The organism is Streptomyces sp. JNUCC 64 (assembly GCF_054484115.1).
This window is the reverse complement of record NZ_CM137015.1, coordinates 3,948,062-3,971,027: the sequence shown is the minus strand read 5'-3', so window position 1 is coordinate 3,971,027 and position 22,966 is coordinate 3,948,062. Positions and strand designations below refer to the sequence as shown.

The 22,966-nt window shown below is 73.3% G+C and carries 22 protein-coding genes; 14 read left to right on the top strand and 8 right to left on the bottom strand.

Going from position 1 to position 22,966, the window contains the following annotated elements:
- The first annotated feature begins 63 nt into the window (after positions 1–63).
- Both ACVWNX_RS16280 and ACVWNX_RS16275 read left to right on the top strand, forming a co-directional pair.
- Entirely contained in the window at positions 64–549 is a 486-nt protein-coding gene (locus ACVWNX_RS16280) for a DUF7144 family membrane protein (protein ID WP_454407799.1), read from the top strand.
- Between the two features lie 134 nt (positions 550–683).
- A complete protein-coding gene (locus tag ACVWNX_RS16275; RefSeq protein ID WP_454414793.1) occupies positions 684–1,889 on the top strand; it encodes a cation:proton antiporter in 1,206 nt (401 codons plus the stop codon).
- Between the two features lie 272 nt (positions 1,890–2,161).
- Here the strand turns inward: ACVWNX_RS16275 and aspS are convergent, their stop codons facing one another.
- On the bottom strand, positions 2,162–3,925 hold the full coding sequence (aspS, locus tag ACVWNX_RS16270) for an aspartate--tRNA ligase (RefSeq protein ID WP_454407798.1): 1,764 nt from the start codon (positions 3,923–3,925) through the stop codon (positions 2,162–2,164).
- A gap of 196 nt (positions 3,926–4,121) precedes the next feature.
- Between aspS and ACVWNX_RS16265 the strand changes: the two genes are divergently transcribed.
- Positions 4,122–6,290: an ATP-binding SpoIIE family protein phosphatase gene (locus ACVWNX_RS16265; RefSeq protein WP_454407797.1), complete on the top strand. Its 2,169-nt coding sequence runs from the start codon at positions 4,122–4,124 to the stop codon at positions 6,288–6,290.
- A gap of 168 nt (positions 6,291–6,458) precedes the next feature.
- On the opposite strand, the gene ACVWNX_RS16260 is transcribed toward ACVWNX_RS16265, so the two are convergent.
- The 4 genes from ACVWNX_RS16260 to ACVWNX_RS16245 form a co-directional block, all read right to left on the bottom strand.
- On the bottom strand, positions 6,459–7,301 hold the full coding sequence (locus ACVWNX_RS16260; protein ID WP_454407796.1) for a calcium-binding protein: 843 nt from the start codon (positions 7,299–7,301) through the stop codon (positions 6,459–6,461).
- Between the two features lie 199 nt (positions 7,302–7,500).
- Positions 7,501–8,562 carry an AI-2E family transporter gene (locus ACVWNX_RS16255; RefSeq protein ID WP_454407795.1) on the bottom strand — a complete coding sequence of 354 codons (1,062 nt, stop codon included), beginning with the start codon at positions 8,560–8,562 and terminating at the stop codon, positions 7,501–7,503.
- 122 nt (positions 8,563–8,684) lie between these two features.
- Positions 8,685–9,632, bottom strand: coding sequence for a hypothetical protein (locus tag ACVWNX_RS16250; RefSeq protein ID WP_454407794.1), 948 nt, complete (start codon positions 9,630–9,632; stop codon positions 8,685–8,687).
- Positions 9,629–10,615, bottom strand: a complete 987-nt coding sequence (locus tag ACVWNX_RS16245) for a protein phosphatase 2C domain-containing protein (protein WP_454407793.1) — start codon at positions 10,613–10,615, stop codon at positions 9,629–9,631. Before ACVWNX_RS16245 ends, ACVWNX_RS16250 begins: the two co-directional genes overlap by 4 nt.
- Before the next feature lie 181 nt (positions 10,616–10,796).
- On the opposite strand from ACVWNX_RS16245, the gene ACVWNX_RS16240 reads away from it, so the two are divergent.
- Complete coding sequence (locus ACVWNX_RS16240; protein ID WP_454407792.1) at positions 10,797–11,036, top strand: hypothetical protein; 240 nt, start codon at positions 10,797–10,799, stop codon at positions 11,034–11,036.
- Between the two features lie 267 nt (positions 11,037–11,303).
- Here ACVWNX_RS16240 and ACVWNX_RS16235 read toward each other — a convergent pair whose 3' ends face one another.
- From ACVWNX_RS16235 to ACVWNX_RS16225, 3 genes are all read right to left on the bottom strand, one after another.
- The gene (locus ACVWNX_RS16235; protein WP_454407791.1) at positions 11,304–11,969 is read right to left on the bottom strand and encodes a vWA domain-containing protein; all 666 of its coding nucleotides are present in this window, start codon (positions 11,967–11,969) and stop codon (positions 11,304–11,306) included.
- 79 nt (positions 11,970–12,048) lie between these two features.
- Complete coding sequence (locus ACVWNX_RS16230; protein ID WP_454407790.1) at positions 12,049–12,549, bottom strand: hypothetical protein; 501 nt, start codon at positions 12,547–12,549, stop codon at positions 12,049–12,051.
- Positions 12,546–14,201, bottom strand: a complete 1,656-nt coding sequence (locus tag ACVWNX_RS16225) for a methyl-accepting chemotaxis protein (RefSeq protein ID WP_454407789.1) — start codon at positions 14,199–14,201, stop codon at positions 12,546–12,548. The genes ACVWNX_RS16230 and ACVWNX_RS16225 overlap by 4 nt, the downstream gene beginning before the upstream one ends.
- Before the next feature lie 455 nt (positions 14,202–14,656).
- Between ACVWNX_RS16225 and ACVWNX_RS16220 the strand changes: the two genes are divergently transcribed.
- From ACVWNX_RS16220 to ACVWNX_RS16175, 10 genes are all read left to right on the top strand, one after another.
- A complete protein-coding gene (locus ACVWNX_RS16220) occupies positions 14,657–15,511 on the top strand; it encodes a tellurium resistance protein TerA (protein ID WP_454407788.1) in 855 nt (284 codons plus the stop codon).
- 348 nt (positions 15,512–15,859) lie between these two features.
- Positions 15,860–16,432, top strand: a complete 573-nt coding sequence (locus ACVWNX_RS16215; RefSeq protein WP_454407787.1) for a mycothiol transferase — start codon at positions 15,860–15,862, stop codon at positions 16,430–16,432.
- Positions 16,433–16,712: 280 nt separating this feature from the next.
- Entirely contained in the window at positions 16,713–17,066 is a 354-nt protein-coding gene (locus ACVWNX_RS16210) for a hypothetical protein (protein ID WP_454407786.1), read from the top strand.
- Positions 17,067–17,127: 61 nt separating this feature from the next.
- A complete protein-coding gene (locus ACVWNX_RS16205) occupies positions 17,128–17,919 on the top strand; it encodes a hypothetical protein (protein WP_454407785.1) in 792 nt (263 codons plus the stop codon).
- 17 nt (positions 17,920–17,936) lie between these two features.
- Positions 17,937–18,788, top strand: a complete 852-nt coding sequence (locus ACVWNX_RS16200; protein ID WP_454414792.1) for a transporter substrate-binding domain-containing protein — start codon at positions 17,937–17,939, stop codon at positions 18,786–18,788.
- 863 nt (positions 18,789–19,651) lie between these two features.
- Positions 19,652–19,972, top strand: a complete 321-nt coding sequence (locus ACVWNX_RS16195) for a helix-turn-helix domain-containing protein (protein ID WP_454407784.1) — start codon at positions 19,652–19,654, stop codon at positions 19,970–19,972.
- A 60-nt stretch (positions 19,973–20,032) separates the two neighbouring features.
- Positions 20,033–20,359, top strand: a complete 327-nt coding sequence (locus tag ACVWNX_RS16190; RefSeq protein ID WP_454407783.1) for a hypothetical protein — start codon at positions 20,033–20,035, stop codon at positions 20,357–20,359.
- 122 nt (positions 20,360–20,481) lie between these two features.
- Complete coding sequence (locus tag ACVWNX_RS16185) at positions 20,482–21,198, top strand: ABC transporter ATP-binding protein (protein ID WP_454407782.1); 717 nt, start codon at positions 20,482–20,484, stop codon at positions 21,196–21,198.
- A complete protein-coding gene (locus tag ACVWNX_RS16180) occupies positions 21,195–22,721 on the top strand; it encodes a hypothetical protein (protein ID WP_454407781.1) in 1,527 nt (508 codons plus the stop codon). Before ACVWNX_RS16185 ends, ACVWNX_RS16180 begins: the two co-directional genes overlap by 4 nt.
- On the top strand, positions 22,636–22,944 hold the full coding sequence (locus ACVWNX_RS16175; RefSeq protein WP_454407780.1) for a hypothetical protein: 309 nt from the start codon (positions 22,636–22,638) through the stop codon (positions 22,942–22,944). The genes ACVWNX_RS16180 and ACVWNX_RS16175 overlap by 86 nt, the downstream gene beginning before the upstream one ends.
- The last annotated feature ends 22 nt before the right edge of the window (positions 22,945–22,966 follow it).

Genomic DNA, 22,966 nt, shown 5'->3' with positions numbered 1-22,966 from the left:
TGGCGGTGTGCGGGGGGCGGGACCACGTTGGAGGGCAAGGTTCCGTACGACGAAAGGTCCCCCATGAGCGACGACACGCCTCCTCCGGCGGGGGACGCGGGCACCCCACGGGCCGCCGGTGGCACCCCGTGGGACCACGGCCCCGCGCCCCGGCCCGATCCGCGCGGCGGATGGGTCGTGGGCGGAGTGCTGTTCGCCGGAGTGCTGCTGCTGTGCAACGGGATCCTGGCGATCCTCCAGGGCATCTCGGCCATCGCCGAGGACGACGTCTACCGACGGGTCGGCTCGTACGTGTACGAGATCAACCTGACGGGCTGGGGCTGGGCGCTGCTGATCATCGGCGCCATCGCCGCGGTCACCGGCTGGGGGCTGCTCAGCAACGCCGACTGGGCCCGGATCACGGGCATCGTGCTGGCCTCGCTGAGCCTGGTCGCCCAGTTCCTGTTCCTGCCCTACTACCCCCTCTGGGCGATCGTCGTGATCGCCATCGACGTGTTCATCATCTGGGCGCTGGTCGCCGACCACCCGGGGACGACGCCCGTGCCGTAGCCGGGCCCGTGCCGTAACGGGTGCCGGGCGGCCGGGTACCGCCCGGCACCGGTCGGCGGGGCGGACGACGTCCCGCCGACCGGTGCCGTAACGGGTACCCGACCGGTCCGACCGGCGGAGAGGGCGGCGTGCGCATGGACCGGGCCGGAACGCTTCTGCTGATCCTCGCGATCGCGGTGCTCGCGCCGCTGCTCGCCCACGGCCTCGGGCGGTGGGTCCGGGTGCCGCTGGTCATCTTCGAGATCGGTCTCGGCGTCCTGGTCGGTCCGGACGTCCTGGACCTGGTCCGGCCCGACGAGGTCGTCGACACCCTCTCCGACCTCGGGCTGACGATGTTGATCTTCCTCGCCGGGTACGAGATCGAGTTCGCCGCCGTCCGGGGCGACACCCTCCGCCGCGCGGGCGGGGCCTGGCTGGTCGCGCTGGCCGCCGGACTCGCCGTCGCCCTCGTGGTGAGCGGCGGGGACACCGCCAAGGCCCTCGTCATCGGCACCGCCCTCACCAGTACCGCCCTCGGCACGATCCTGCCCGTCCTACGGGACACCGGGGCGCTGCGCGGCCGGTTCGGCACCGTGGTGATGGCCTTCGGGGCGGTGGGCGAGTTCGGTCCCATCATCGCGATGGCCCTGCTGCTCAGCGGGCGTTCCCCCGGGGTCTCCACCGTGCTCCTCGTGCTGTTCGCGCTGATCACCGCCGGGGCCGTGTACTGGGCGGCCCGCCCCCGCCGCCCCTGGTTCGCCCGGATCGTCGCCGCCACCCTGCACACCAGCGGACAGTTCGCGGTGCGGTTCGTGATGCTGCTGCTCGCGGCGATGCTGGCGCTGGCCGGTGCCTTCGGCCTCGACACCCTGCTGGGCGCCTTCGCGGCGGGCCTGCTGACCCGGCTGGTGCTGCGCGGCGCGGTGCCCGACGAGAGCGAGGAGATCCTGGGCAAGGTCGAGGCGATGGGCTTCGGTTTCCTCGTCCCGGTGTTCTTCGTGGTGACGGGGATCGAGTTCGATCTGCGGTCCCTGCTGGCGGGCGGGCGGGAACTGGTGCTGCTCGGGGTGTTCCTCGCGCTCTTCCTGCTGGTGCGCGGGGTGCCGGTGTGGGCGCTGGCCCCCCGTGACCTCGGCGGCGGGGACCGCCGGGCGCTCGCCCTCTACTCGGCGACCTGTCTGCCGCTGGTCGTGGCGATCACGGCGATCGGGCTGGACGAGCGGGTCGTCACCGAGGGGGAGGCGGCGGCGCTGGTCGGGGCGGCGATGGTCTCCGTCCTGGTGTTCCCGCTGCTCGCGGCGCGGGCCCGGGGCGACCGCCCGGCGCCCTCGGAGACCACGGAGGCCGCCGAGACCTGGTGAGACCTGGTGAGGGCCAGGGCCCGTTCCCGAGCCATCACCCGTGCCCGTCCGGACCGGCCTCCCGTACGGAGGACCGGCCTCGCACGCGGACCGGCCTCCCGCCCGGACCGGCCTCCCGTGCGCACCAGCTTCCCGTACGCACCAGCTTCCCGTGCGCGCCGGCCCCCCGCCCGGAAACGGCTTCCGCGCGGACCGCGCGGACCGCGCGCGGACGGCGAAGGGCCCGCGACCGTGGTGGTCGCGGGCCCTTCGTGGCCGTGGAGCGGGCCGGACTACTTCGGCTGCGGCTTGCGCACGGTGAGGTGCAGCTCGCGCAGACGGGACTCGTCCAGCTCGGTCGGGGCGCCCATCATCAGGTCCTGGGCGTTGCCGTTCAGCGGGAAGGCGATCGTCTCGCGGATGTTCGGCTCGTCGGCGAGGAGCATGACGATCCGGTCGACGCCCGGGGCGATGCCGCCGTGCGGCGGGGCGCCGAAGCGGAACGCGCGCAGCATGCCCGCGAACTCCTGCTCGACGGTGTCGCGGTCGTAGCCCGCGATCTCGAACGCCTTGAGCATCACGTCCGGCTCGTGGTTGCGGATCGCGCCCGAGGACAGCTCGACGCCGTTGCAGACGATGTCGTACTGCCAGGCCAAGATGTCCAGCGGGTCCTTCTCCTCCAGGTCCTTCATGCCGCCCTGCGGCATGGAGAACGGGTTGTGGGAGAAGTCGATCCGGCCGGTCTCCTCGTCCTTCTCGTACATCGGGAAGTCGACGATCCAGCAGAAGCGGAAGACGCCCTCCTCGAAGTGGCCGGAGCGCTTCGCGGCCTCGACGCGGACCGCGCCCATGATCTTGGAGACCTCGTCGTACTCGCCCGCGCCGAAGAACACCGCGTGCCCGGGGGCCAGGGCGAGCCGCTTGGTCAGCTCGGCCACGTCCTCCTCGGTGAGGAACTTGGCGATCGGGCCGGTCAGCGAACCGTCCTCGCCGACCCGCACCCAGGCCAGGCCCTTCGCGCCCTGCTCGACGGCGTACTCACCGAGCTGGTCGAAGAACTTGCGGGGCTGGCCGGAGACGTCCGGCACCGGCAGCGCGCGCACGTGCTTGCCCGCGAACGCCTTGAAGCCGGAGCCCTCGAAGACGTCGGTGATGTCCACCAGCTCCAGCTGGGCCCGCAGGTCCGGCTTGTCGGAGCCGTACTTCGCCATCGACTCGCGGAACGGGATGCGCGGGAACGGCGAGGTGACCGGACGGCCGCCGCCGAACTCCTCGAACAGCTCCGTCATCAGCTTCTCGATGGGCTGGAAGACGTCCTCCTGCTCGACGAAGGACATCTCCACGTCGAGCTGGTAGAACTCGCCCGGCGAACGGTCCGCGCGGGCGTCCTCGTCGCGGAAGCAGGGCGCGATCTGGAAGTAGCGGTCGAAGCCGGAGATCATCAGCAGCTGCTTGAACTGCTGCGGGGCCTGCGGCAGCGCGTAGAAGCGGCCCGCGTGCAGCCGGGACGGGACGACGAAGTCACGGGCGCCCTCGGGGGAGGTCGCGGTGAGGATCGGGGTCGCCATCTCGTTGAAGCCGAGCGCCGTCATCTTGTGGCGGATCGCGGCGATCACCGCGGTGCGCAGCATGATGTTGCGGTGCATGCGCTCGCGGCGCAGGTCGAGGAAGCGGTACTCCAGGCGCTTCTCCTCGTTGACCCCGTCCTCGGCGTTGATCGTGAACGGGATCTGCTGGGCGGCGCCCAGCACCTCGACCGTCTCGGCCTCGATCTCGATCTCACCGGTGGGCAGCTCGGCGTTGACGTTGTCGGCGCCCCGGGAGACGACCTTGCCGTCCACGCGGACGACGGTCTCCTTGGTCAGCTTGTCCAGCACCTCGGCGGCCGGGGTGCCCGGGCGGGCCACCAGCTGGGTGATGCCGTAGTGGTCGCGCAGATCGATGAAGAGGATGCCGCCCAGGTCGCGCCGATTGTGCAGCCAGCCGCTGAGCCGGACGTCGGTGCCGACGTCGGAGGCGCGGAGCTGGCCGCAGGTGTGGGACCTGTACCGATGCATCGTGGTTCATCCAAGTCTTGACGGGGTACGTGCCGGGCCCGTCAAGGTTACCGTCCGGCTCCAAGATCCTCGTCCGGCTTTCCCGGGGGCGGGGGCGGGCCGCCGTCCGGTCCCGGGGGCGTGCCGCGTCCGGCCCCGGACCCGTCCGGCGGGGACGCGGTGGCCTTTTCCGGTCGGATATTCCTACAGTGGGGCAATGCGTACCGAAGAGCCGCCGCCGTCCGCCCTGCCCGGGGCCGACGAGGTGCTCCGGCGGCTGCGCACCGGACGCTGGCACTGGGACACCGCGAACGGGATCGTCACCGTGGACGCGGAGGCCGCCCGGCTGCTCGGACTGGAACCCGTCGCGGCGGAGATCAGCGAGGCCCGGGTGCGGGCCCGGTTCCACCCCGTCGACTGGAACGAGATCGACGGCGTCGTCCGGCTCGCCGTCGCCGAGAACTCGCTGGCCGAGGCCCGGCTGCGGGTCATGGACGACCGGGGCCGGGTGCTGCGCGTGGTCCGCAGCCGCTCCCAGCCCGCCTACCACCGCGCCACCGGCTCCTACGAGCTGGTCGGCGTCCTCCAGGAGATCGGGGAGCAGCCGCCGGGCGCCGCCGCGCACTCCCCCGTCACCGGCGACTGGCGCCGCTCCCGGGAGGCGTTCCTGCTGGACGCGGGGCGCGCCCTGGCCGAGGCCCGGTCCACGGCGGAGGTGCTGCGGGTGGCGGCCCGGCTGTCGATGCCGGGCTTCACCCCCGACGGGCTCGCCGTCTTCGGGGTGGCGGGCGACCACCTCACCGTCACCGGCCACCACGGGCACGCGCCCGGCGCGGAGGGGCCCTTCGCGGCGATGCCGCTGGACACCGACTACCCGGCGGCGGAGGTGGTGCGCACCGGCCGCGCCGTCTATCTGTCCTCGCCGGACGACTACCGCCGCGCGTACCCGACGGCGTGGCGGCTCGCCGAGTCCTTCGAGCGGCAGTCCTGGGCGTTCCTGCCGCTGGTCGTCGCGGGACGCACGATCGGCGCGTGGATGGCCGCGTTCGCGTACCGGGTGACGTTCACCCCCGACGAGCGGGCCGTGCTGACGACCGTCGCCCGGATGCTGGCGCAGGCGCTGTCCCGGGCGGGCACCGCCGAGAGCGAGCGGGAGCTGACCGACGGCCTCCAGCGCTCGATGCTGCCGAACCTCGGCCCCGAGGTGCCGGGCGTGGGCCTGGCCGCCCGGTACGTGCCGACCGGCGGCGGGCTCCAGGTCGGCGGCGACTGGTACGACGTGATCCCGCTGCCGTCCGGCCGGATCGCCCTGGTCATCGGGGACGTCCAGGGGCACGACGTCCGGGCGGCGGGGCTGATGGGCCAGCTGCGGGTCGCGCTGCGGGCGTACGCCGCCGAGGGCCACCGGCCGGACGCGGTGCTCTCCCGCGCGGGACGGTTCCTGTCCGGGCTCACCGACGCCGTCCCGTACGGGGCGGCGGGCCCGACCCCGCCCGGGGACGCCGACGGCTCCCGCTTCGCGACCTGTCTCTACGTGGAGGCCGATCCGCGCACCGGGGTCCTGGAGATCGCCCGCGCGGGCCACCCGGACCCGGTCATCCGGATGGCCGACGGCACGGTGCTGCACCGGTCGACGGCCGGGGGACTGCCGCTGGGCATCGACCCGGACACCGACTACCCCACCACCCGGATGGTCCTGGAACCCGGCGAGACCCTGCTGATCTGCACGGACGGGCTGATCGAGACCGGCGGCCACGACTGGGACACCGGCTGGGCCCGGATCCGGGGGACGCTGGACGGGCACGGCGGCGGCGCGCTGGAGGAACTGGCGGACGCCCTGGTGCAGGCGGTGCACGGCCCGTCCTCGCACCACACCCCGGGTCCGCTGGCGGACCGCCGGGAGGACGACATCGCGCTGGTGCTGCTGCGCCGCGACGCGCGGACCGAGCCGGTGTCCCCGGCGCGGCGCACCCGGCTGACGGTCGCCCAGGCGGAGCCCCAGCGGATCGGGGTGGCCCGACAGCAGGTCCGGGAACTGCTGCACGACTGGGCGGACCGGGAGCAGGTCGACTCGGCGGTCCTGATGGTCTCCGAGATGGCGACGAACGTCCTCGTCCACACGGACGGCGACGCGGTGCTGACGGCGGCGGTGACCGGCGAGCCCGGCGGGCGGCGGCTGCGGGTCGAGGTGACGGACTCCAGCGACGACCTGCCGCACCGCCGCGAACCCGGCGAACTGGCCTCCTCCGGGCGGGGCCTGGTGCTGATGGAACTCCTCGCGGACGAGTGGGGCGTGGCCCCCCGGGGCGAGGGCAAGAGCATCTGGTTCGAGCTGGGGGAGGGGGCGGGGGGCTCGGGCGGTCCCGCCGGTCCCGCCTCCCGCTGATCCCGACGGTTCCGTCGATCCGGTCAGACAGCCGGGGTGTCGCGGGGTGTCGCCGGGCGGCGACCGTGCCCTCCGAGGGCGGGGCGCCGCCCCGGGGGGGGCGAGCCCCGGGACGGCGCCCCGTTCGTGTGCGGGGCCGCGTCGCGCGGCGCCCGTCGTGCGATGGGGTCAGCGCACGTCGACGGAGCCGGCCTTCGAGGTGGCCGCGCCGGTGGTGGCGGAACCGCCGTAGGCCAGACGGTAGCCACCGTCGGCCGACGCCTTCACCGTCGTCCGCACGCTGCCCCCGCTGCCCGCCGGGACCGTCTTCACCGTCGTCCAGGCGCTGGCGCCCCGCTTCTTGAACTGCACCTTCACCGCGCCGCTCGCGAAGCCCGCGTACCGGTGGTCGTCCCAGCTCGCCCGGGTCAGATCACCGGTCACCGTGATGTCCGCGCCCCGCCGCACCGGACCCGGCGACACGTCCGCTGTCACCTTCGCCGCCCGCTTGATGGAATGCTTCGTGTGCTTGTCGTTGTCGTACAGCTTGTCGTTGCCACTGAGCGCGAGTACCACCACGTTCCAGCGACCCGCGAAGGCGTTCGCCAGGTCGGCGTCCGCCACCCGGGACTTCGGGTCGGCGACGAGCTTGAAGGTGCACGTCAGGGTCGTCCGGCTGGAGCTGTCACAGGGGTCGTCCTGGAGCTCGGGGGGAGGCAACAGGGCGTACGGGGCGCGGTCGACGTCGGGCCCGCCCTTCCACAGCCCGGCGAGTCCGGCCTTCACCCCCTTGGGGTGCTGTGCGGTGAACTTGAGGGTGAACGTCTTCTTGGAGGTGCCGACCACCAGGCCCTTGCCTCCGTTGATCTTGATGCTGGTGATCTTGGGGGCATCGGCAGCAGCAGTGGCGGCCACCGAGCCGGAGCGTAAGGACGAGAGGGCGGCCCGGTCGTCCGCGTGTGCGGCGGGAGTGGTGGCGGCGGTCAACGCCAGGGCGCCGGTCGTCAGAGCGACGAAGGCACGGGTCTTCATGCGGTGTCCTGATCCTTCGCGGGCGGGCCGTCGGCCGCCCCGGTTGCTCCCCGGAGCGCACGGGCCCGCAGCCCGAGGTCGATGATGGAGGCGATCTGATGATCACTCATGTACTGGGACACCGCAGGGGTTCAGACGGTTGTATGGCGATCCTCGTGAACGCGGCCCGGGCCCACACGGGTCCGGGGCCGTCGGCGGATCAGGGGGAAGCGGGGGGACCGCCCGGGGGCGCCGTCCGGTAGTGGTCCCGCAGTTCCGAGAGCACGCCGAACGCCGCCGCCGTCAGCGGCACCGCCAGCAGCATGCCGAGGATGCCCGCCACCGACGCGCCCGCCGTGATCGCCAGCAGCACGATCGCCGGATGCATCTGCACGGTCCGGCTCTGGATCATCGGCTGGAGCACCTGTCCCTCCAGCACCTGCACCGCGAGGACCACTCCGAGGGCCCACAGGGCGATGACGAACCCCCGGTCCGCGAGGGCGACGAGGACGGCGACCGCCCCGGAGATGAACGCCCCCAGGTACGGGATGTACGCCCCGACGAAGACCAGCGCGCCCAGCCCCACCGCGCCCGGCACCCTCAGCACCAGCAACCCCACGGTGATGCACACCGCGTCGATGAACGCGATCACCGTCGTCCCGCGCATGAACCCCTCGACCGCCCGGAACGCGCGGCGGGCCATCGCCTCCAGGGTCCGGCCGGTGCCGCGCGGCGCGAAGGAGTGCAGCGCGGTCAGCGCCCGGCCGGAGTCCCGCAGGAAGAAGAAGATCAGCAGCAGCGCCAGCACGGCGGTGGCGATCATCGTGCCGACCACGCTGATCCCGGTGATCACCCCGGAGGCGGCGGTCCCGCCGAACTTGCCCAGCAGCTCCTTCGCGTGGGTCGCGAGGTCGTCCAGGGAGGTGCCCGCCGCCCCGAAGTGGTCCGCGATCGAACGGCTCGCCACCCGTAGCGAGTCCAGGATCTGTGCCCCGGAGTCCACCAGCGCGGCGACCACGATGTACACCGCCCCGCCGACCACCGCCAGCACGGCCGCGCAGGTCAGCCCCGCCGCGACCGAGGCGTTGACCCCCGCCGCCACCAGCCGCCGGTACAGCGGACCCAGCAGGGCGGTGCCCAGCAGCGCCAGCAGTACCGGGGTGACCGCCGTCTTGAAGACGACGCACAGCCAGATCCCGACCGCCAGCACTCCGGCGACCAGCAGGAACGCCACGCACCACGCGGCGGTGCGCCGGACCGGTTGGGGCAGCGGGGTGAGCACGGGTCCAGCCGACCAGTCCCGGCGCCCGCCCGCCGCACGGACGCGGCGAACGGGTGAGCCGGTCGTTCCCGGGCCCACCCGTTCCGCCCGTGCCCGGTAGCCGCCTGCGCCCGTCGCGCCGCTCAGTCCCGCAGGTTGATCGTGCCGCGGCGGCGTTCCCCGTCGAACTTGGCGCGGTCCACCGGGGGGCGGGGCGCGGGGGTGGCGGCCGTCAGCCGGATGACCTCCCGGCCCGCGAGGGCGACCCGCCACTGGCCGAGGTCGGGCCGGGAACCGTACGGGCCCGCCGCCTGGTCCAGCAGCCGCCGCACCGCCGCCTCCCGCCGCTCGTCCAGCACCCCCGGCACCGGGGTGAACGGGGTGCCCGGCGCCGCGTACGGATCGCACGCGAGGACCCGGCTCATCGCGAGCGCCGTCTTGTAGCGGTCGCTGTCGACGGTGACCGTGCCGGGCGGGGCCCCCGGATCGCCCCAGTCGATGGTGTCGGCCTGGGCCAGCACCGGCGCCCGCCCCACCAGCCGCGCCCCGTCGCAGTCCAGCAGGTGCACCGCCGGGGCGGGCCGCAGCGTCCACAGCACGTTGGCCGCCGACAGGTCGCCCAGCACCAGGCCCATGGTGTGCAGCCGGTGCAGCGCCTCCACCAGGGCCACCGCCAGCGCGAGCCGCTCGTCCGGCGTCGGCTGCGCCACCGCCCGCCACGCCGCCTTCGGCGGGCGGGTCAGGAACGCCAGCTCCGTGAGCTTGACCTCCCCGGTGGCCGTCGTCCACGTCATCGCCTCGGGGGCGCGCCGCATCAGGAAGCCCGTGACCCGGCCCCCGTCGACCACCCGGCACAGCGGCCACGCGGCCTCCGCGTCCAGCCGGTCCCGGTGGACCGGGTCCAGCGCGCGCCGCACCGCGACCAGTCCGGCGAGCGCGTCCCCGTCCACCCGCCGGGGGTCGCGGTAGCCCTTGTACAGGGTCCCGGGCCGGTCGGTCAGGAGGAACACCTCGCCCTGGCCGCCGTCCCCGATCCGCCGCCCGAGGGGCAGGGCGGCGAGCGGGACGTCCGCCCCGTCGGCCTCGCTCATGTCCGCCGCCCCTCCCACAGGCACACGGCGGTGCGGTCGTCGTCGTAGGACTTCACCCGGTACTGGAGCTGCCACAGGAAGTCGACCGGTCCGGGGACGGTCCCGGTGCCCCAGGCCGCGGCGAGGAAGTCGCGCATGCCGCCGTCCCCGGCGAGCGGGGTGGACAGTCCGTCGGTGCACAGCACCAGGACGTCGCCCTCCTCGGCCGGGCCGAACACCAGGGACCGGGCGAACCGGGAGCCGGGCAGCGCGGCGGTGCCGGTGTCGATGATCCCGGAGCCTTCGGGACTCCCCGACGCCTCCCGCTCCTCGCCGAACACGTCCACGTTCCAGACGCCGTCCCGCAGCAGGGCCGCCCCGCCGTCCCCGACCGCGAAGAACCCCCGGTGCCGCACCGCCGGATCGAGCGGGACGAGCACTCCGCGCAGGGTGGTCGAATGGTCGGCGGGCCGCCCCTCGCGCCGGGCGATCCGCTGGACGAGCCCCTCGGCGGCGCTGCCCACCGCGGAGTTCACCAGGGCGCCCAGCGTCTGTTCGTCGCGGTCCCGCAGCGCCTCCTCGATCCGGTCGGCGTACCGGTCGAGGAAGAACGCGACCAGCCGCGTCATCTCGTGGGACCCGATGTGCGAACGGGCCGCCGAGCCCACTCCGTCGGCGACGGTGAGCAGCAGCAGTCCCCGGTCCGGGGCGGAGCCGCCGAGCCGGGTGACGCCCAGCGCGTCCTGGCGGGGTTCGCCCTCGTAGCGGTGCGAGTCCCCGCGTACGGAGGCCGCCCGGACGGTGAGCGGGCCGTGGGTGGCGCCGTCCACGACGATGTCCGGCAGCACCGCGCCGTCGAGGTCGTCCCGCACGGACGGCAGGGCGCCGGGGCGCGGCGGGTACAGCGGCGGCTTCGGTCCGCTGTGCGGCGGGGCGCCGAGGAGGGGAACGGCGGGGGCGGGGGCCCGGTCGCGGACGGGAACGGGAGCCTCCGGCTCTCCCACCGTCGGTCCGGGGCCCGGTCCCGCGCCCGTTCCTTCCGCCGTTGCCGCCGTCGTCGCTGCTGCCGGTGCCGGTGCCGGTGCCGGTGGCGTCGGGGTCCGGGGCTCCTGTGGTTCCCGGGGTCCCTCCGGCCGGGGCGGCGTCTGGGACGGGGACGGGTGCGTCCCGGCGGCCGGAGGAACGGTGACGTCCTCCGAAGTGCCCTGCGGCTGGGACACGTTCGCGCGCGGGGAGACGGGGTCCGGGGAGGGCGACGGCGTCGGGTCCTGGAACGCGGGGTCCGGTATCGCCGGGGGCAGCGGGGCCGACCGGGACACGGGCGGCGGGGAGGCGACCGGCCCGGGAACGGACGGCCGGGCGGTGGACGGCCGGGCCGTGGACGGCCGGGGGACGGACGGCGGCTGGGGGCCGGGCGGGTGGTAGGCGATCGCGCCGACTCCGGGCGGCAGGGTGTCCCAGGTCTCGTCGAGGGCGTCGGCGGTGTCCGTCCGGTCGGCGCCCGGGTCCTCGTCCCCGGGGCCCGACGCGGGCGGCGGCCAGGTCCGGTGGAGGCCGCCCGGCCCCGGTGCGTCCGGCTTCGGTACGTCCGACACCGGTACGTCCGGCCGCTGTGCGCCGGGCCGTTGGGGACCGGGCCGCTGTGCGTCCGGCTGGTGGTGGGTGTCCGGCTGGTGCATGGTGCTCGCCGCCTCAGAGCTTGTCGAGGGAGACGGTGGTGAACCCGGGCACGGTCTCGTCCACGGCCAGGTTGAACCCGCCGCTGCCGTCCGCCGGGATGCTGCTCGCGGAGCGCACGATGGACCGGGTGAGGCTGGCCGCGAACTCCCGCAGCGCCTGCGCGGCCGACACGTTCCGGTCCTGCTGCATGAACGCCCGGAAGTTGGCCACGTGCCCAATCGTCGCCCGGTCCGCCTCGCCGATGCCGAACGCGATGATGTTCGGCCGGTAGCGGGCGTCGATCAGCTCCTTGTGCGCCTGCTGCCAGTCGTCGTCGGTGGGGCCGCCGTCGGAGAGGAAGAAGACCACCGGCCGGTACACGTCGTGGCCCTCGGCCTTGAGCCCGTTCACGTCCGCCTCGATGCAGGTCCGCAGGGTGCGGAACGCCTCCCCGTACGCGGTGAGTCCGCCCGCCGCGAGCCCCGGCAGGCTGTCGATGTCGCTGAGGTCCACCAGCGGTTGGAGCACCTTGGCGTCGCTGGAGAAGCCGATCAGGCAGAACCGGGTCTTGTCGGCGACGGTCGGGTTGGTGCTGATCTCGCGGTGCAGTTCCGGCAGCGCGCTGTTGATGCTGTCGAGGGGGTCCCCGTTCATGGACCCCGACTCGTCGCACACGAGATAGAAGGGAAGGATCTGCACGGTTCTGGTACCTCCGGGCGGTGCTGGTGGGAAATCCGGGCGGTGCGGTGTGGTGCGGGCGGTGCGGTGCGGGCAGGGGTCAGTAGCTGTAGAAGTAGATCTCCAGATCGGCCGAGCCGGGGGCGCCGCCCTTCCAGAAGTCGCGGGTGGTCGTCCCCTCGAACATCCCCGGACGGGCCTTGGCCAGCAGGGAGTTGACCCGGTTCGCGTAGGCGCCGCCCGCGCCCGGGTCCGGATGCCTGCCGAAGGTGAGGACGAACGCCGCCTGCCGCCCCTGGTGCGGGGCGGTGACCGCGCGCAGCCTCCGCACGATGCGGTCGGTGTCGCCGCTCGCGGCCGTGAGGGAGACCCGCACCGGCTTGCGGTTCACCGCGCGGGGGCCCTTCGGCCGCTTCTTCGACTGGCCGTCGGCGGAGGCGGAGGGGCCGGGGCGCTTGCCCTCGGCGGCCTTGACCGGATCGCCCTGGTCGCCCATCGCGACCAGGGCGAGCACCAGCAGCAGATCCGCGAAGAGCCAGCCCGCGAGGTGGAGCGGGTGGTAGCGGCGGGGCCGTGCCGAGGCCGATGTCCGGCGGTTCACCGGGGGCCCGCCGGATCGGTCGGGCCGGTCGGGCCGGTCGGGTGCGCAGGGTCGGTCGGGTGCGGCGCGGTGGGAACACCGGCGTCGGCGTCGGTGTGGGCATCGCTGTGGGCACCGGCGTCGGCGGGCCGGGCGTCGGTCACCGGCCAGGCCCCGGCGGGCCGGGCGTCGCGCGGTTCGTCGTCCACCCAGGGGCCGTACGGCCCGCCGCCGTGCCCGGTGCTCTCCACCCCGCTGCCGGCGCGGCCCTCGGTGCTGCTGGAGCGCCCGGGACCGTCACCGACCGGTGCCCGCGGCACCGGTACCGGTCCGCCGGGGCGGGAGACGGTGGGCCGACCGGTGGGATGACCGGTGGGACGACCGTCCGGACGTCCGCCCGGACGCGCGCCCGGGTGGAGTTCGGGACGGAGATCGGGGTGGGCGTCGGGGTGGGCGTCCAGGTGGACGTCCGGACGTGGGCCCGCGCCCCCGTCCGGTCGGGGACCGGAGAACCCTCCGGCCCGGGCCGCCTCCGCGACGACCGTGACGAGTTCGGCGAACCGTTCGGCGGTCTCCCGCAGCGCGGCGGCCTCGTCCGCGAGCCGCCGGACCGTCTCCCGCGATCCGGCGACGGCCCGCGCGGTCTCCTCGGTGACCTCGTCCAGCCGGTCCAGCACCCGCGCCGACACGTCCGTGGCGACCTCCGTCGCCGTGGTGAACGACCGCTGCGCGGCGCCCAGGGTGTGCACCGAGTCCTCGACCCGCCGTCCGGCCTCCCCCAGCTCGTCGCGGACCTCTCCGCTGACGGCCCGGACCCCGTCGAGGGCCTTGCCGACCCCGTCGCCGGTGGTGCGCACGGCCGTCTCGACCCGGGTGACGGCGTCCTCCAGCGGACGGGTCGCGGCGTCCACCGAGGCGAGCCGCCGTTCCGCGCCGTCGAGCGCCTCCCCGACGGCGGTCGCGGCGGCCGTCAGCTCCTTCTGGGTGACGGACGAGCGCCGGACCAGCGAGCCCAACGACCCTGCGGCCTTGGTGAGTTCGGCGGTGAACCGGGCGGGGGAGGGCAACCTCTCCTCGTTGAGGAGGAGTTGGGCGCGGGTCAGCACCGGGACCAGCCGGGCGAGCAGTTCCTCGGCTGCGCGGCCCGCCTCGGCCTCCCGGCGGTCCTCGCGGGCCCGCCGGACCCCGTGCAGGGCGGTCAGCACCAGCAGGACGACGAGCGCCCCGGTGGCGAGCATGGCCACGTTGCCGAAGGTGGACCAGCCGGTGAGCCGTCCGTCGAACCCGGTCTGCCACAGCTGGAGGAACGGCCGGGCCGCCATCTTCGGGTCCGACCCGATCAGCGCCTCGTACGCGCTGGACGCCCGGGTCAGTCCGACCCAGGTGAGCAGCAGCGGTACGAAGACGAGCGCCCCGAGCGCCGCTTCCAGCAGACCCCACAGCCGTCCGCGCCCGGGTTCGTCGCCGGGGGCGGGCCGGACGCTCTCGGGCCGGGCGTACGCGGCTAAGAGGTCGAGTTCCGTCCAGGGTTCGAGGTCGCTGTCGCCGATCCCCTGGAGGGCGTCGGCCAGCGTCGTCAACTCGTCGCGTCTGGACGCGAGTCCGGGCTGACCGGCCAGGTCCCTGAGCTGTCCGGCGACCGTGTCGCGGTCCGCCAGTACCCCAACGGGCATTGCCACCCCATAGAAGAGAACGATCACGAGCGTACGAACGAGCGTGCGGATGCGGACACGGGGAGTGAGGAGGGGTGGGTGCGGGTGCGCTCCGGAGCGGCCGGAGTGTCCGGGCGTCCGGAGTGCCTGGGCGTCAGGCGTCCGTCCGACCCGAGCGCCGGGTGTCCGTCCCGAGCGCCGAGGCGTCCCGAGTGCCCGGAGCGTTCCGGCGTGCCCGGGGTGTCCCGGTGCGCCCTGGAGCGCGGCGGGTTCCCGGAGGGGCGCGGTGCGCCACGGCGCGCGCGTGCCGTGGTGGCCGGAACCGGACCGGGTGGGCCCGTCCCGGCCCGTCGCGCCGATCGCCCTCTCACCCCCGTGCCCTGCCCCGTGCGCGGCGGCCGATACTAGCGCACAAGGCGCGGACAGGGCATATGATCCGCTTTGTTTCCAAGGGAGTTGGGAGCGCGAGGGGGACCATGAACACCAGCGAGCACCGTCCCGGGGACGACCGCCGACGCGAGGTGATCAACCTCCGGAACCCGGCCGCCCCGGCCCGCCCCCGCCCCCGTCCGGCACCCTCGTCCCCCTCCCCTTCTCCGGCCGTTCCGTCACCGCCCCCGGCCCCGGCCCCTGCCCCGCCCCCAGCCTCCCCACCGGCCCGGACCCCGCTGACCAGGGCCTCCTCCCGGGACGCCGACCGCCCCCGGATCCCCGCCCGGACCCGTCCGACGGAACCCCCGCCGGGGCCCGTCGCGTCCGACCCGCTCGTCCTCTCCGCCGACCGGCCGCAGACCCGGATCGGCGGCCGGGGCGTCCTCCAGGCCAACCTCAACTGGCGGCCCGGGGTGGCCGCTGATCTGGACCTGGGCTGTCTCGCCTCCTTCCGCGCGGGCGACGGAACGGCGGTCCAGGCCCTCGGGAACGCGTACGGGTCCCTCACCTCCTGGCCGTACGTGCTCCTCGACCACGACGACCGCACCGGTACCAGCGCGGACGGCGAGACCCTGCGCGTGGACCTGGACCGGGCGCACCTCTTCGACCGGTTGCTGCTCTACGTGTACGTCTACGAGGGGGCCGTCGACTTCCGGAGCCTCGGCGCCACCGTGACGGTCACCGCGCCGGGTCGGCCCGGCGCCGTCATCCACCTCGACGACTCGCCGTCCGGTGCCACGGCCTGCGCCATCGCGCTGATCCGCCCGGCGGTCGACGGCCTCTCGGTCCGCCGGGAGACCCGTTGGTTCCGTCCGGCGCCGGAGCTGTGGATACAGCAGCAGATCGACGCGGCGTACGGCTTCGGCTTCCAGTGGGTCTACGCGAGCAAGGACGCCTGACACGGCGCCCGTTCCGCCCCTTCGCCCTCCTTCGGCCGTCCGCCGTCGTGGGCCGCTCGCGCAGTTCCCCGCGCCCCTGACGGGGCACGTCCAGGCCCGCCCCCGGAGGTGTGGGTGGGGAACCCGAACCTGGACTCCGCGCGGAGGGGCGCCCCCGAAGGCGCGCGGGTGGACAACCCGCGCGTGGCGCACCTGGGGAGGGCCCCGAAGGGGCGCGGGGAACTGCGCGAGCGACCACGGCCGACCCGCAGGTGGCGTACAGGCGTGGCGCCCCGGACCCCGGAGCCGCCCCGGACCCCGGGGCGTCCGGGGAAACCCATTGGTGGGCGGAGCCCCTCGCGGACGACCATGGCCCTCATGACCGAGACACCCGCACGATGGACCCAGGCGACCGTCTACCCCGACATGTGGACGGACCCGGACGACGACCCCCGAGACCGGGGCGACCGACCCGGCCCGGAGGGCGAGCGCGCGACCCTCGACGAGTACCTCGCCGACTACCGCGCCACCCTGCGGATGAAGTGCGAGGGCCTGGACCCGGAGCAGTTGGCGCGCCGGTCGGTCCCGCCGTCGACGATGTCCCTGCTCGGCCTGGTCCGGCACCTCGCCTCCGTGGAACGGGACTGGCGGGGCTGGCTCGACGACCCCGAGCCGCTCCCGAAGCTGTACGGGGCGCGGGACGCGGACTTCGACGGGGCGGTCGCCGACCGGACCGTCGTCGACGCGGCCTTCGCCGACCTGGCGCGGGAGCAGGCCGCGACGGACGCCGCGCTGGCCGCGCTCCCGGACCTGGGCCGCCGGGTGGGCGAGGACCGGATCGCGGTCCGGGAACTGCTGGTGCACCGCGTCGAGGAGTACGCCCGCCACTGCGGCCACGCGGATCTGCTGCGCGAGTGCGTGGACGGCAGGGTGGGCCAGTGACCGGGTAGCCGCGCGGGGGCGGTGACCGGCCGGGCGGGACGGCGACCCGGTGGGGGCGCCGCCTGGTTCGCACCGGCCGCTGACCGGGGCCTGGGGCCGGGCGGCGGCGGGAGGGCCGCGTACACCCGGTGCGGCCCCGCCCCGGCGGGGCCCGCGAGGGCACAACGTCCAGGTGCGCGGCCCGGGTTCGGCCAACTACGCGGAAGCCCTGATATCCGGCTTCGCTCCCGCTAACCTCTGTAACCCTTGTCACGCGTCTCACGGGGGAGGTGGACAGAGCGTGATCCGTTGGCGAAAGGCCGCGCTGGTCGCGGCGGGGGCGGTGGCCACCGTGTCGACGCCGGTGGTCTGGCTCCTGGGCGATCCGGACACCGGGCAGCTGGTCGGCGCCTCGGTCCAGGCCGGGGCCGGGATCGCCGCGCTGCTCGCCCCGTTGCTGTGGCGGACCGGTGGGCCGGCCCCGCACGTCGAGGCCGTCGACACCGGGAAGGCCGTGGCCCGGGGCGGCGGTTCCGCGAACAGCGGGGTGCGACTGGGCGGGACCACGGGCGGCGGGACGGTACGGGCCGAGCGCACGGGCGACGCCACCGCCGAGGACGGCGGCACCGCCAACTCCGGGGTCACCGATGGCTGAGCCCACGGAGAACGGCGGAGGACGTCCCGGGAAGCGGACGCCGCCGGAACGGAAGCCCACGGTGTCCGCGTCCGGGACGGGCGAGGCCCGGGCCAGCGACGGCGGCACCGCCGTCAGCGGATCGGTCGTCGGCAGCACCGTCAGCAGCACGACGATCGCCCACCAGAACAACCGCTGGTACTCCCTGTTCTCCGGGGAACGGACCGCTGGACGGAGCCTTCTGCCGTCGCTCGTGCTCTTGGGCGTCGTCGTGGCGCTGGTCAGACAACCCCAGGGCCGCATGAGCCAGTTCACCCTGGTGTACGTGCTGCTGGGCGCCGCCCTGCTGGCGTCCGTGGCGCTCGCGTTCCTCGCCGGGGAGACGACCGGCGGGCGACGGGCGGCACCGCCCCCGGCACGACCGTCGCGAGCCCCTTCCGCCCGGACCGGTATCGCGCTGCTGACGGCGCTGCTGTGCCTGGTCGCCACGGGGACCGGGCTGCTGCGCGTGGAGTACCTGCGCGACCACGGCGAGGTGAGCGCCGCGGGCCGCTACACGCTCAAGGGCGCCACCGGGGTGGCGGACGGAGGGGCGGCGACCCTGATCCTCGACGGCGGGACGGACCGGGACCGGGTGAAGTTCACGGTCGCCTTGGGGGAGCCCTACCGGGGCGAGGGGAACTGTGTGCCAGGGGCCCGTCTGGGCGTGGCGCTGGAAGGAACGCCGGAGACCTCCGTCAAGTTGGTCAAGGCCGTCGCCACCGCCGATCTGCGGATCGGCGGTGGCGACGGCACCCGGATCCTGCTCATCGTCCACGTCGACGACGGTTGTTCGGTGAACCTGAGGGTCACCGATGTCCTTCTGTACGGCTGAGGAGTGGTGAACGCGTGATGTGGACGGTTTCCAGACGGGGGACGGCGGCGTGCGTGGCCCTGGCCCTCCTCGCGACGGTCACGGCGTGCGCCGGTGACGAGAAGGAGAAACGCGATTTCCTCGGCCTCACCCGCGTCAACATCGCGTACAAGAAGGACCAGCCGAACACCTCTTATTTCATGGACGACAAGCCCACGGGCTTCGACGCGTACCTGGGCTCCTACGTCGCGGAAGAGCTGGGCGTCCAGCAGTCCGAGAAGACCGTGCGGTCCAAGCTGCGCGAGACCGAGATCATCGTAGGGAAAGCCGACCTGGTGATCGGCACCTACTCGATCACCCCGGACCGGGAGGACGAAGTCGCCTTCGTCGGGCCCTACATCCAGACGCGCCAGGGGTACCTGGTCGGTCCGAAGGACCCGTACATCGACACGGAGGACGGCCTCATCGGGAAGCAGGTCTGCACGATCGAGGACTCCACCGCCGCCGTGGCCCTGCGGAAGAAGGGCATGGAGGTCAACGAGGTGGACAATGCGTCCGAGTGCATGGACTCGCTGCTCAAGGAGGAAGTGCACGCCTTCTTCCTGGACAAGATGATCCTCTACGGGTTCATGGAAGACCACCTCGACGAGGAACTGCACGTCATCGAGGAGAACATCGGTGTGCCACAGCGCTACGGCATCGCCATGCCGAAGGGGTATCCGGAGGACTGCGAGGCCCTGAAGGAGATCGTCAAGTCCTATGTGGAGGGCAGCGAGTGGAAAAAGGACTTCACGGCGTCGCTGAGTAGCTTCGCGGAAGAACACCCGGAACGGGTGGAGAGCTACCGGCCCTCCTCCGATGCCGTCGACCAGTACTCCTGCAAGGGCTGACGGGGGCCCGCCCCCGCGACGTGCCCCGCCCAGGGTCCGCCCGTCCAGGAGGCCCCTGGGCGTGAGGACCGTCCGGCGTGGGCCCGGACGCCCCTGGACGCCCCGGATGGCCTCCGGGCGGGCCTCGCGCCACCCTCCCAGAAGGCCCCCGGACGGCGCGGAACCCTCCCGGCGGGGGCCCCGGCGGGGGTCCGGACGGCCGGTCCGGGGGCTTCGGACCGCCTCCCCGGCAGGCCCGTGACCTGTGGCCCCGCTCCCACACTGGCTGATACGGGACGGTCGCCACGAGCCGTGCCGCCGCCCGCCCCGGGGCCGTCCGGCGGGCGCGGCGCGCGTCGTCCCGCCGAGGCCCGTGGATCCCCGTCCCGGGCCCGTACCGGAGCCGGAACGGGCCCGTCCACGCCGCCGTTTCCCGCCGCCCGCGAGGGCCGGAACGGCACGGTCTCCCGTGTCCGTCGCGTCCGGGTACGTCCGTGTGTGTCCAGGGCTGACGGGCGGCTGACCGGGGCGTGATCGGCGTTGCCGGACGGCACCGGGTGGTACTGGGCGGCACAGGGTGTCAACAGGCTTGCTCCGTAAGGGTGTTGGCGCCCCTGAGCAGGGGAATTGTCCTTGGGGAGGAGGGCCCGGGGGCCTGTCGGATCTGGTCGTGGCGCGGCGGCGTGCGGACGCATTCGGACAACGCGGCTGCCGTGCTTGCGCGGTTGCGAATCAGCCGTTTCACTTTCTTCAAGAAGAGAGAGAAAAGGGAGACGAGCGGTCGGCTCCGTGGACCACCGGGAACGGCGGGCCGGGGTGCGACAGGCCCGGCCCCGGGGTTCAAACCGATCGCTGGCTCACGAAACGCATACGGGGAGCGTATTGTGAATCTGTCGCGAGAAATGGACATTCCGGGTCACAGAGTGGCGGTCGGATGCGGTGGCCCGCTGGATCTTCCCCAGTGGGTGCGCGAGGCCGATCTGACGCTCCTGACGGCGCGTGAGCGAGAGATCCTCTCCGCACTGGGCGATTGCCTGCCGAATACAGGTATCGCCCGTCGCTGCGGGATATCGGAACGGACGGTCAAAAAGCATGTGACCAGCATTTTCGTGAAGCTGGCCATCTCCTCGCGGGCGGAAGCGGCCGTGATGGCCACCTACCGCAAGGGCGAACTGATCGGTGGATGGTGTCCTTCCGGACACTAGCTCACCACTCGGCGGGCGTGACATCTTCGCCAGACCTGAATCTCCGGAAGGGAGAAAACAGTGTCTGTGTCCACTCTGGCACCGGAATCCGTCGACGTCCGACGCGAGTCGATCAAGTCGAGGTTCGACCGCGCGTCCGTCTCCATGGCCAGCTACGCGTCCACCGCGCCGAGCCGGGTCGCCGAGTCGATCCACACCCGGATCGACAAGGGGCTCGTCCGCTTCGACGCGTGGTTCCTGGTCTTCGTCGCGGTCATCCTGGCGCTGGGAGCCACCCTGCTCATCGGGATGGCGATCTACTGCGTGACGAAGCAGGGCGGCAAGTCCTTCAGCGGCGCCTGGTCGTTCAAGAACTTCGGCCTGAAGGTCAGGTTCGAGTGCGTCTAGCGACGGTCGTCTGACAGTGGCCGGTCCGGGCCCTTTGCAGCAGGGCCCGGACCGTCCGCTCTCCAATGTATCCTCCGGGCTGCCCGAACGCGTTCCGCCGGGCCTGGCGAAAGACCGATGCAGTGAGCCAGCTGGACGTCCAGAACCTCACCTATTCCTACGACGGAACCGTCAACGTCCTCTCGGACGTCTCCCTGGCGGTCGGCGAAGGGGAGATCGTCGGGTTGATCGGACCCAACGGCTCCGGTAAATCGACCCTGATCAAGAACATCTTCGATCTGCTGCGGCTCCAGTCGGGCTCCATTCGCATCGGCGGCCATGAACACACCACCGCGGCGGCGAAGTCGGAGGCGGTCTACCTCTCCAGCAACGACTATCTGCCGGAATTCCTCACGGGTCGCGAATACCTGACCCTGATGGGCACCATGTACCAGACCGGGGTGGACCATTCGGAGGCGCGCGGACTGTTCCGCCGCTTCTCGATGGACGGCCGTTACGACGACCTCATCGAAGACTATTCCCATGGAATGCGGAAGAAGACGCAGTTGGTCGCCGCGCTCGTCATGCGACGCCCCCTGACCGTCATCGACGAGACCCTCAACGGAATCGACCTCGAAGCCCTCCACCTCGCCGAGGCGGAGCTGGGGCGCCTCCGCGACGAGGGCCGCTCGGTCGTGCTGTGCACCCATGACTTCCCGGTCCTGGAACGGCTGGCCGACCGGATCGTCTTCCTCGACCTCGGGGACGTGATCCAGGACGGCCCCACGGACCGGCTCGGCGCCGAACACGGCTCGTTGAGCGCCATGGTGTTCGACCACATCGGGACGGACGACCGGTGACCGTCCGCCTGCGGCACTCCGCCGCCCTGGCCCGGATGCTCCTCGTCTTCTTCCGCCGCCGGGTGCTGCGGCTGGGCGTGCTGCGCTCCACCCCGGTACGGGTCTTCGCGGTGTCGGCGAGCCTGCTGCTCCTGGGGACCATGTGCGTCTCGGCGTACCTCTTCCTGGAACCGCTGACCGGGGAGCGGGCCGTATGGCGGGTGCTGTTCGACACCTCGACGATCTCCCTGATCCTCTGGACGCAGATCGCGTTCCTGCTGGTCAAGGTGCTCTTCGTCAACGCCGAGGGCATGCTGAGGCTGAGCCATCAACTCCCCCTCACCAACCGCGAACGCGCGGTGGCCTTCCTGATGTACGAGGCCACGATGACCGGCGTGGTGGCCGGGGTGGGCCTCTTCTCCTTCGCGGTCAGCGCGCTGGTCCTGCTCGGCCCGGCCGCCCTCGCCCCGCTGACGGTCTCCGTGGTGCTGCCGAGCCTGCTGGTCTACCTGGCGCTCAGCGTCCTCTACCAGCTGCTGGCCCGGCTCTGGTCGCTGATCGGACTGCGGCGGATCGGGAGCGTGCTGTCGCTGCTGGTGCTGTTCGTGCTGCTGGTGCTCTACTCGACGCGGACGGACGCCATGGCGGCGGGCCTCAGCCGGGCGTACCTGGACGACCGTCCCTACCGGATCTGGGCGACCGCGCCCTCCTGGGCCCGGGACGAGTTCGGCACCCTCCCCACGATCGCCGCCGGGCTGCTCGCGGTGGCCGCGCTCACCGTCCTCACCCTGGCCCTCACCCCCAACCAGCACGTCCAGCAGTCCCGTTACCTGAAGGTCCCCGCCCCGGGCTGGACCCGCCGGGTGCTCGGCCCGTACGATTGGTGCCTGCTGCGCAACTCCCAGACCGCGGTGGCCGCCGCGCTGGCCGTGGCCCTCTTCCTCTATCTGGCGGTCCGCTCCGACAGCAGCCCGCTGTGGGGGTTCACCGTCCTGTCGATGGGCGGCCTCTACCAGTACACGGCCACCGAACCGCTGCGGGCGCTGCCCGGCGCCCGGGTCGGCGCCTGGCGGATCTACGGACGGCTGGTGCGGGCCCAACTCGTCCTGCTGGCCCTGTTCGTGGTGCCCGGGGCGGTGGTGGTGCTCCTCGCGGACCCCGGCCTCTGGGCGTCGAGCGCGGGGGCCGTCCTCGGCGGCCTCGGCGGGGTGGTGATCACGACCTGTGTCAGCGTCGTCTTCCCCGCCGAGAAGGACAACCCGCTCTCCGTGTTCCTCGGCCTGTCCACCGTCGCCGTCGTGTTCGCCCTGCTCGCCCTCGGGCTGGGCATGCTCAACCTGCCGACCTGGGCGGTGGCCTGCTCCCTCGTCGCCGCCGTCGTCCTCTTCGTCTGGTACGCCGTGCAGGGCATCCGGGCGAGCGAATCCAGGAGAAGGAATGAGAAGAGCGCTCCCGGTCGTGACCGCCGTCGCCGGGTCGGCCCTGCTGACCCTGACGACCTCGGTACTGGCCCTGCTGTACCTCATGTTCTCGACCGACGGTGACCGCGCCGGGGTCTACCGGGAGACCCTGTTCGGGGCGGTCTCCTTCCGCACGACGGGGAAGGCGAACGGGGCGACCGACGTCACCATGGGCGTGGAGAACCCCACGGCCCTGATCCTCCTCTTCGTGCTCTACGCCGTCGTCCTGTTGTTCGCCCATCTGATCTACCGGGGGTTGAAGCAGCGCCGTGACGAACTCATCAAGGGGATGTCCGGCAACGCCTGAACCGTCGCCCCCGGCCCGGGAG

Bases quoted from the DNA above. Each gene is read 5' to 3' on its own strand.
- ACVWNX_RS16280 (WP_454407799.1), top strand. From the start codon at position 64: ATGAGCGACGACACGCCTCCTCCGGCGGGGGACGCGGGCACCCCACGG.
- ACVWNX_RS16275 (WP_454414793.1), top strand. From the start codon at position 684: ATGGACCGGGCCGGAACGCTTCTGCTGATCCTCGCGATCGCGGTGCTC.
- aspS (WP_454407798.1), bottom strand. From the start codon at position 3,925: ATGCATCGGTACAGGTCCCACACCTGCGGCCAGCTCCGCGCCTCCGAC.
- ACVWNX_RS16265 (WP_454407797.1), top strand. From the start codon at position 4,122: ATGCGTACCGAAGAGCCGCCGCCGTCCGCCCTGCCCGGGGCCGACGAG.
- ACVWNX_RS16260 (WP_454407796.1), bottom strand. From the start codon at position 7,301: ATGAAGACCCGTGCCTTCGTCGCTCTGACGACCGGCGCCCTGGCGTTG.
- ACVWNX_RS16250 (WP_454407794.1), bottom strand. From the start codon at position 9,632: ATGAGCGAGGCCGACGGGGCGGACGTCCCGCTCGCCGCCCTGCCCCTC.
- ACVWNX_RS16225 (WP_454407789.1), bottom strand. From the start codon at position 14,201: ATGCCCGTTGGGGTACTGGCGGACCGCGACACGGTCGCCGGACAGCTC.
- ACVWNX_RS16220 (WP_454407788.1), top strand. From the start codon at position 14,657: ATGAACACCAGCGAGCACCGTCCCGGGGACGACCGCCGACGCGAGGTG.
- ACVWNX_RS16215 (WP_454407787.1), top strand. From the start codon at position 15,860: ATGGCCCTCATGACCGAGACACCCGCACGATGGACCCAGGCGACCGTC.
- ACVWNX_RS16200 (WP_454414792.1), top strand. From the start codon at position 17,937: ATGTGGACGGTTTCCAGACGGGGGACGGCGGCGTGCGTGGCCCTGGCC.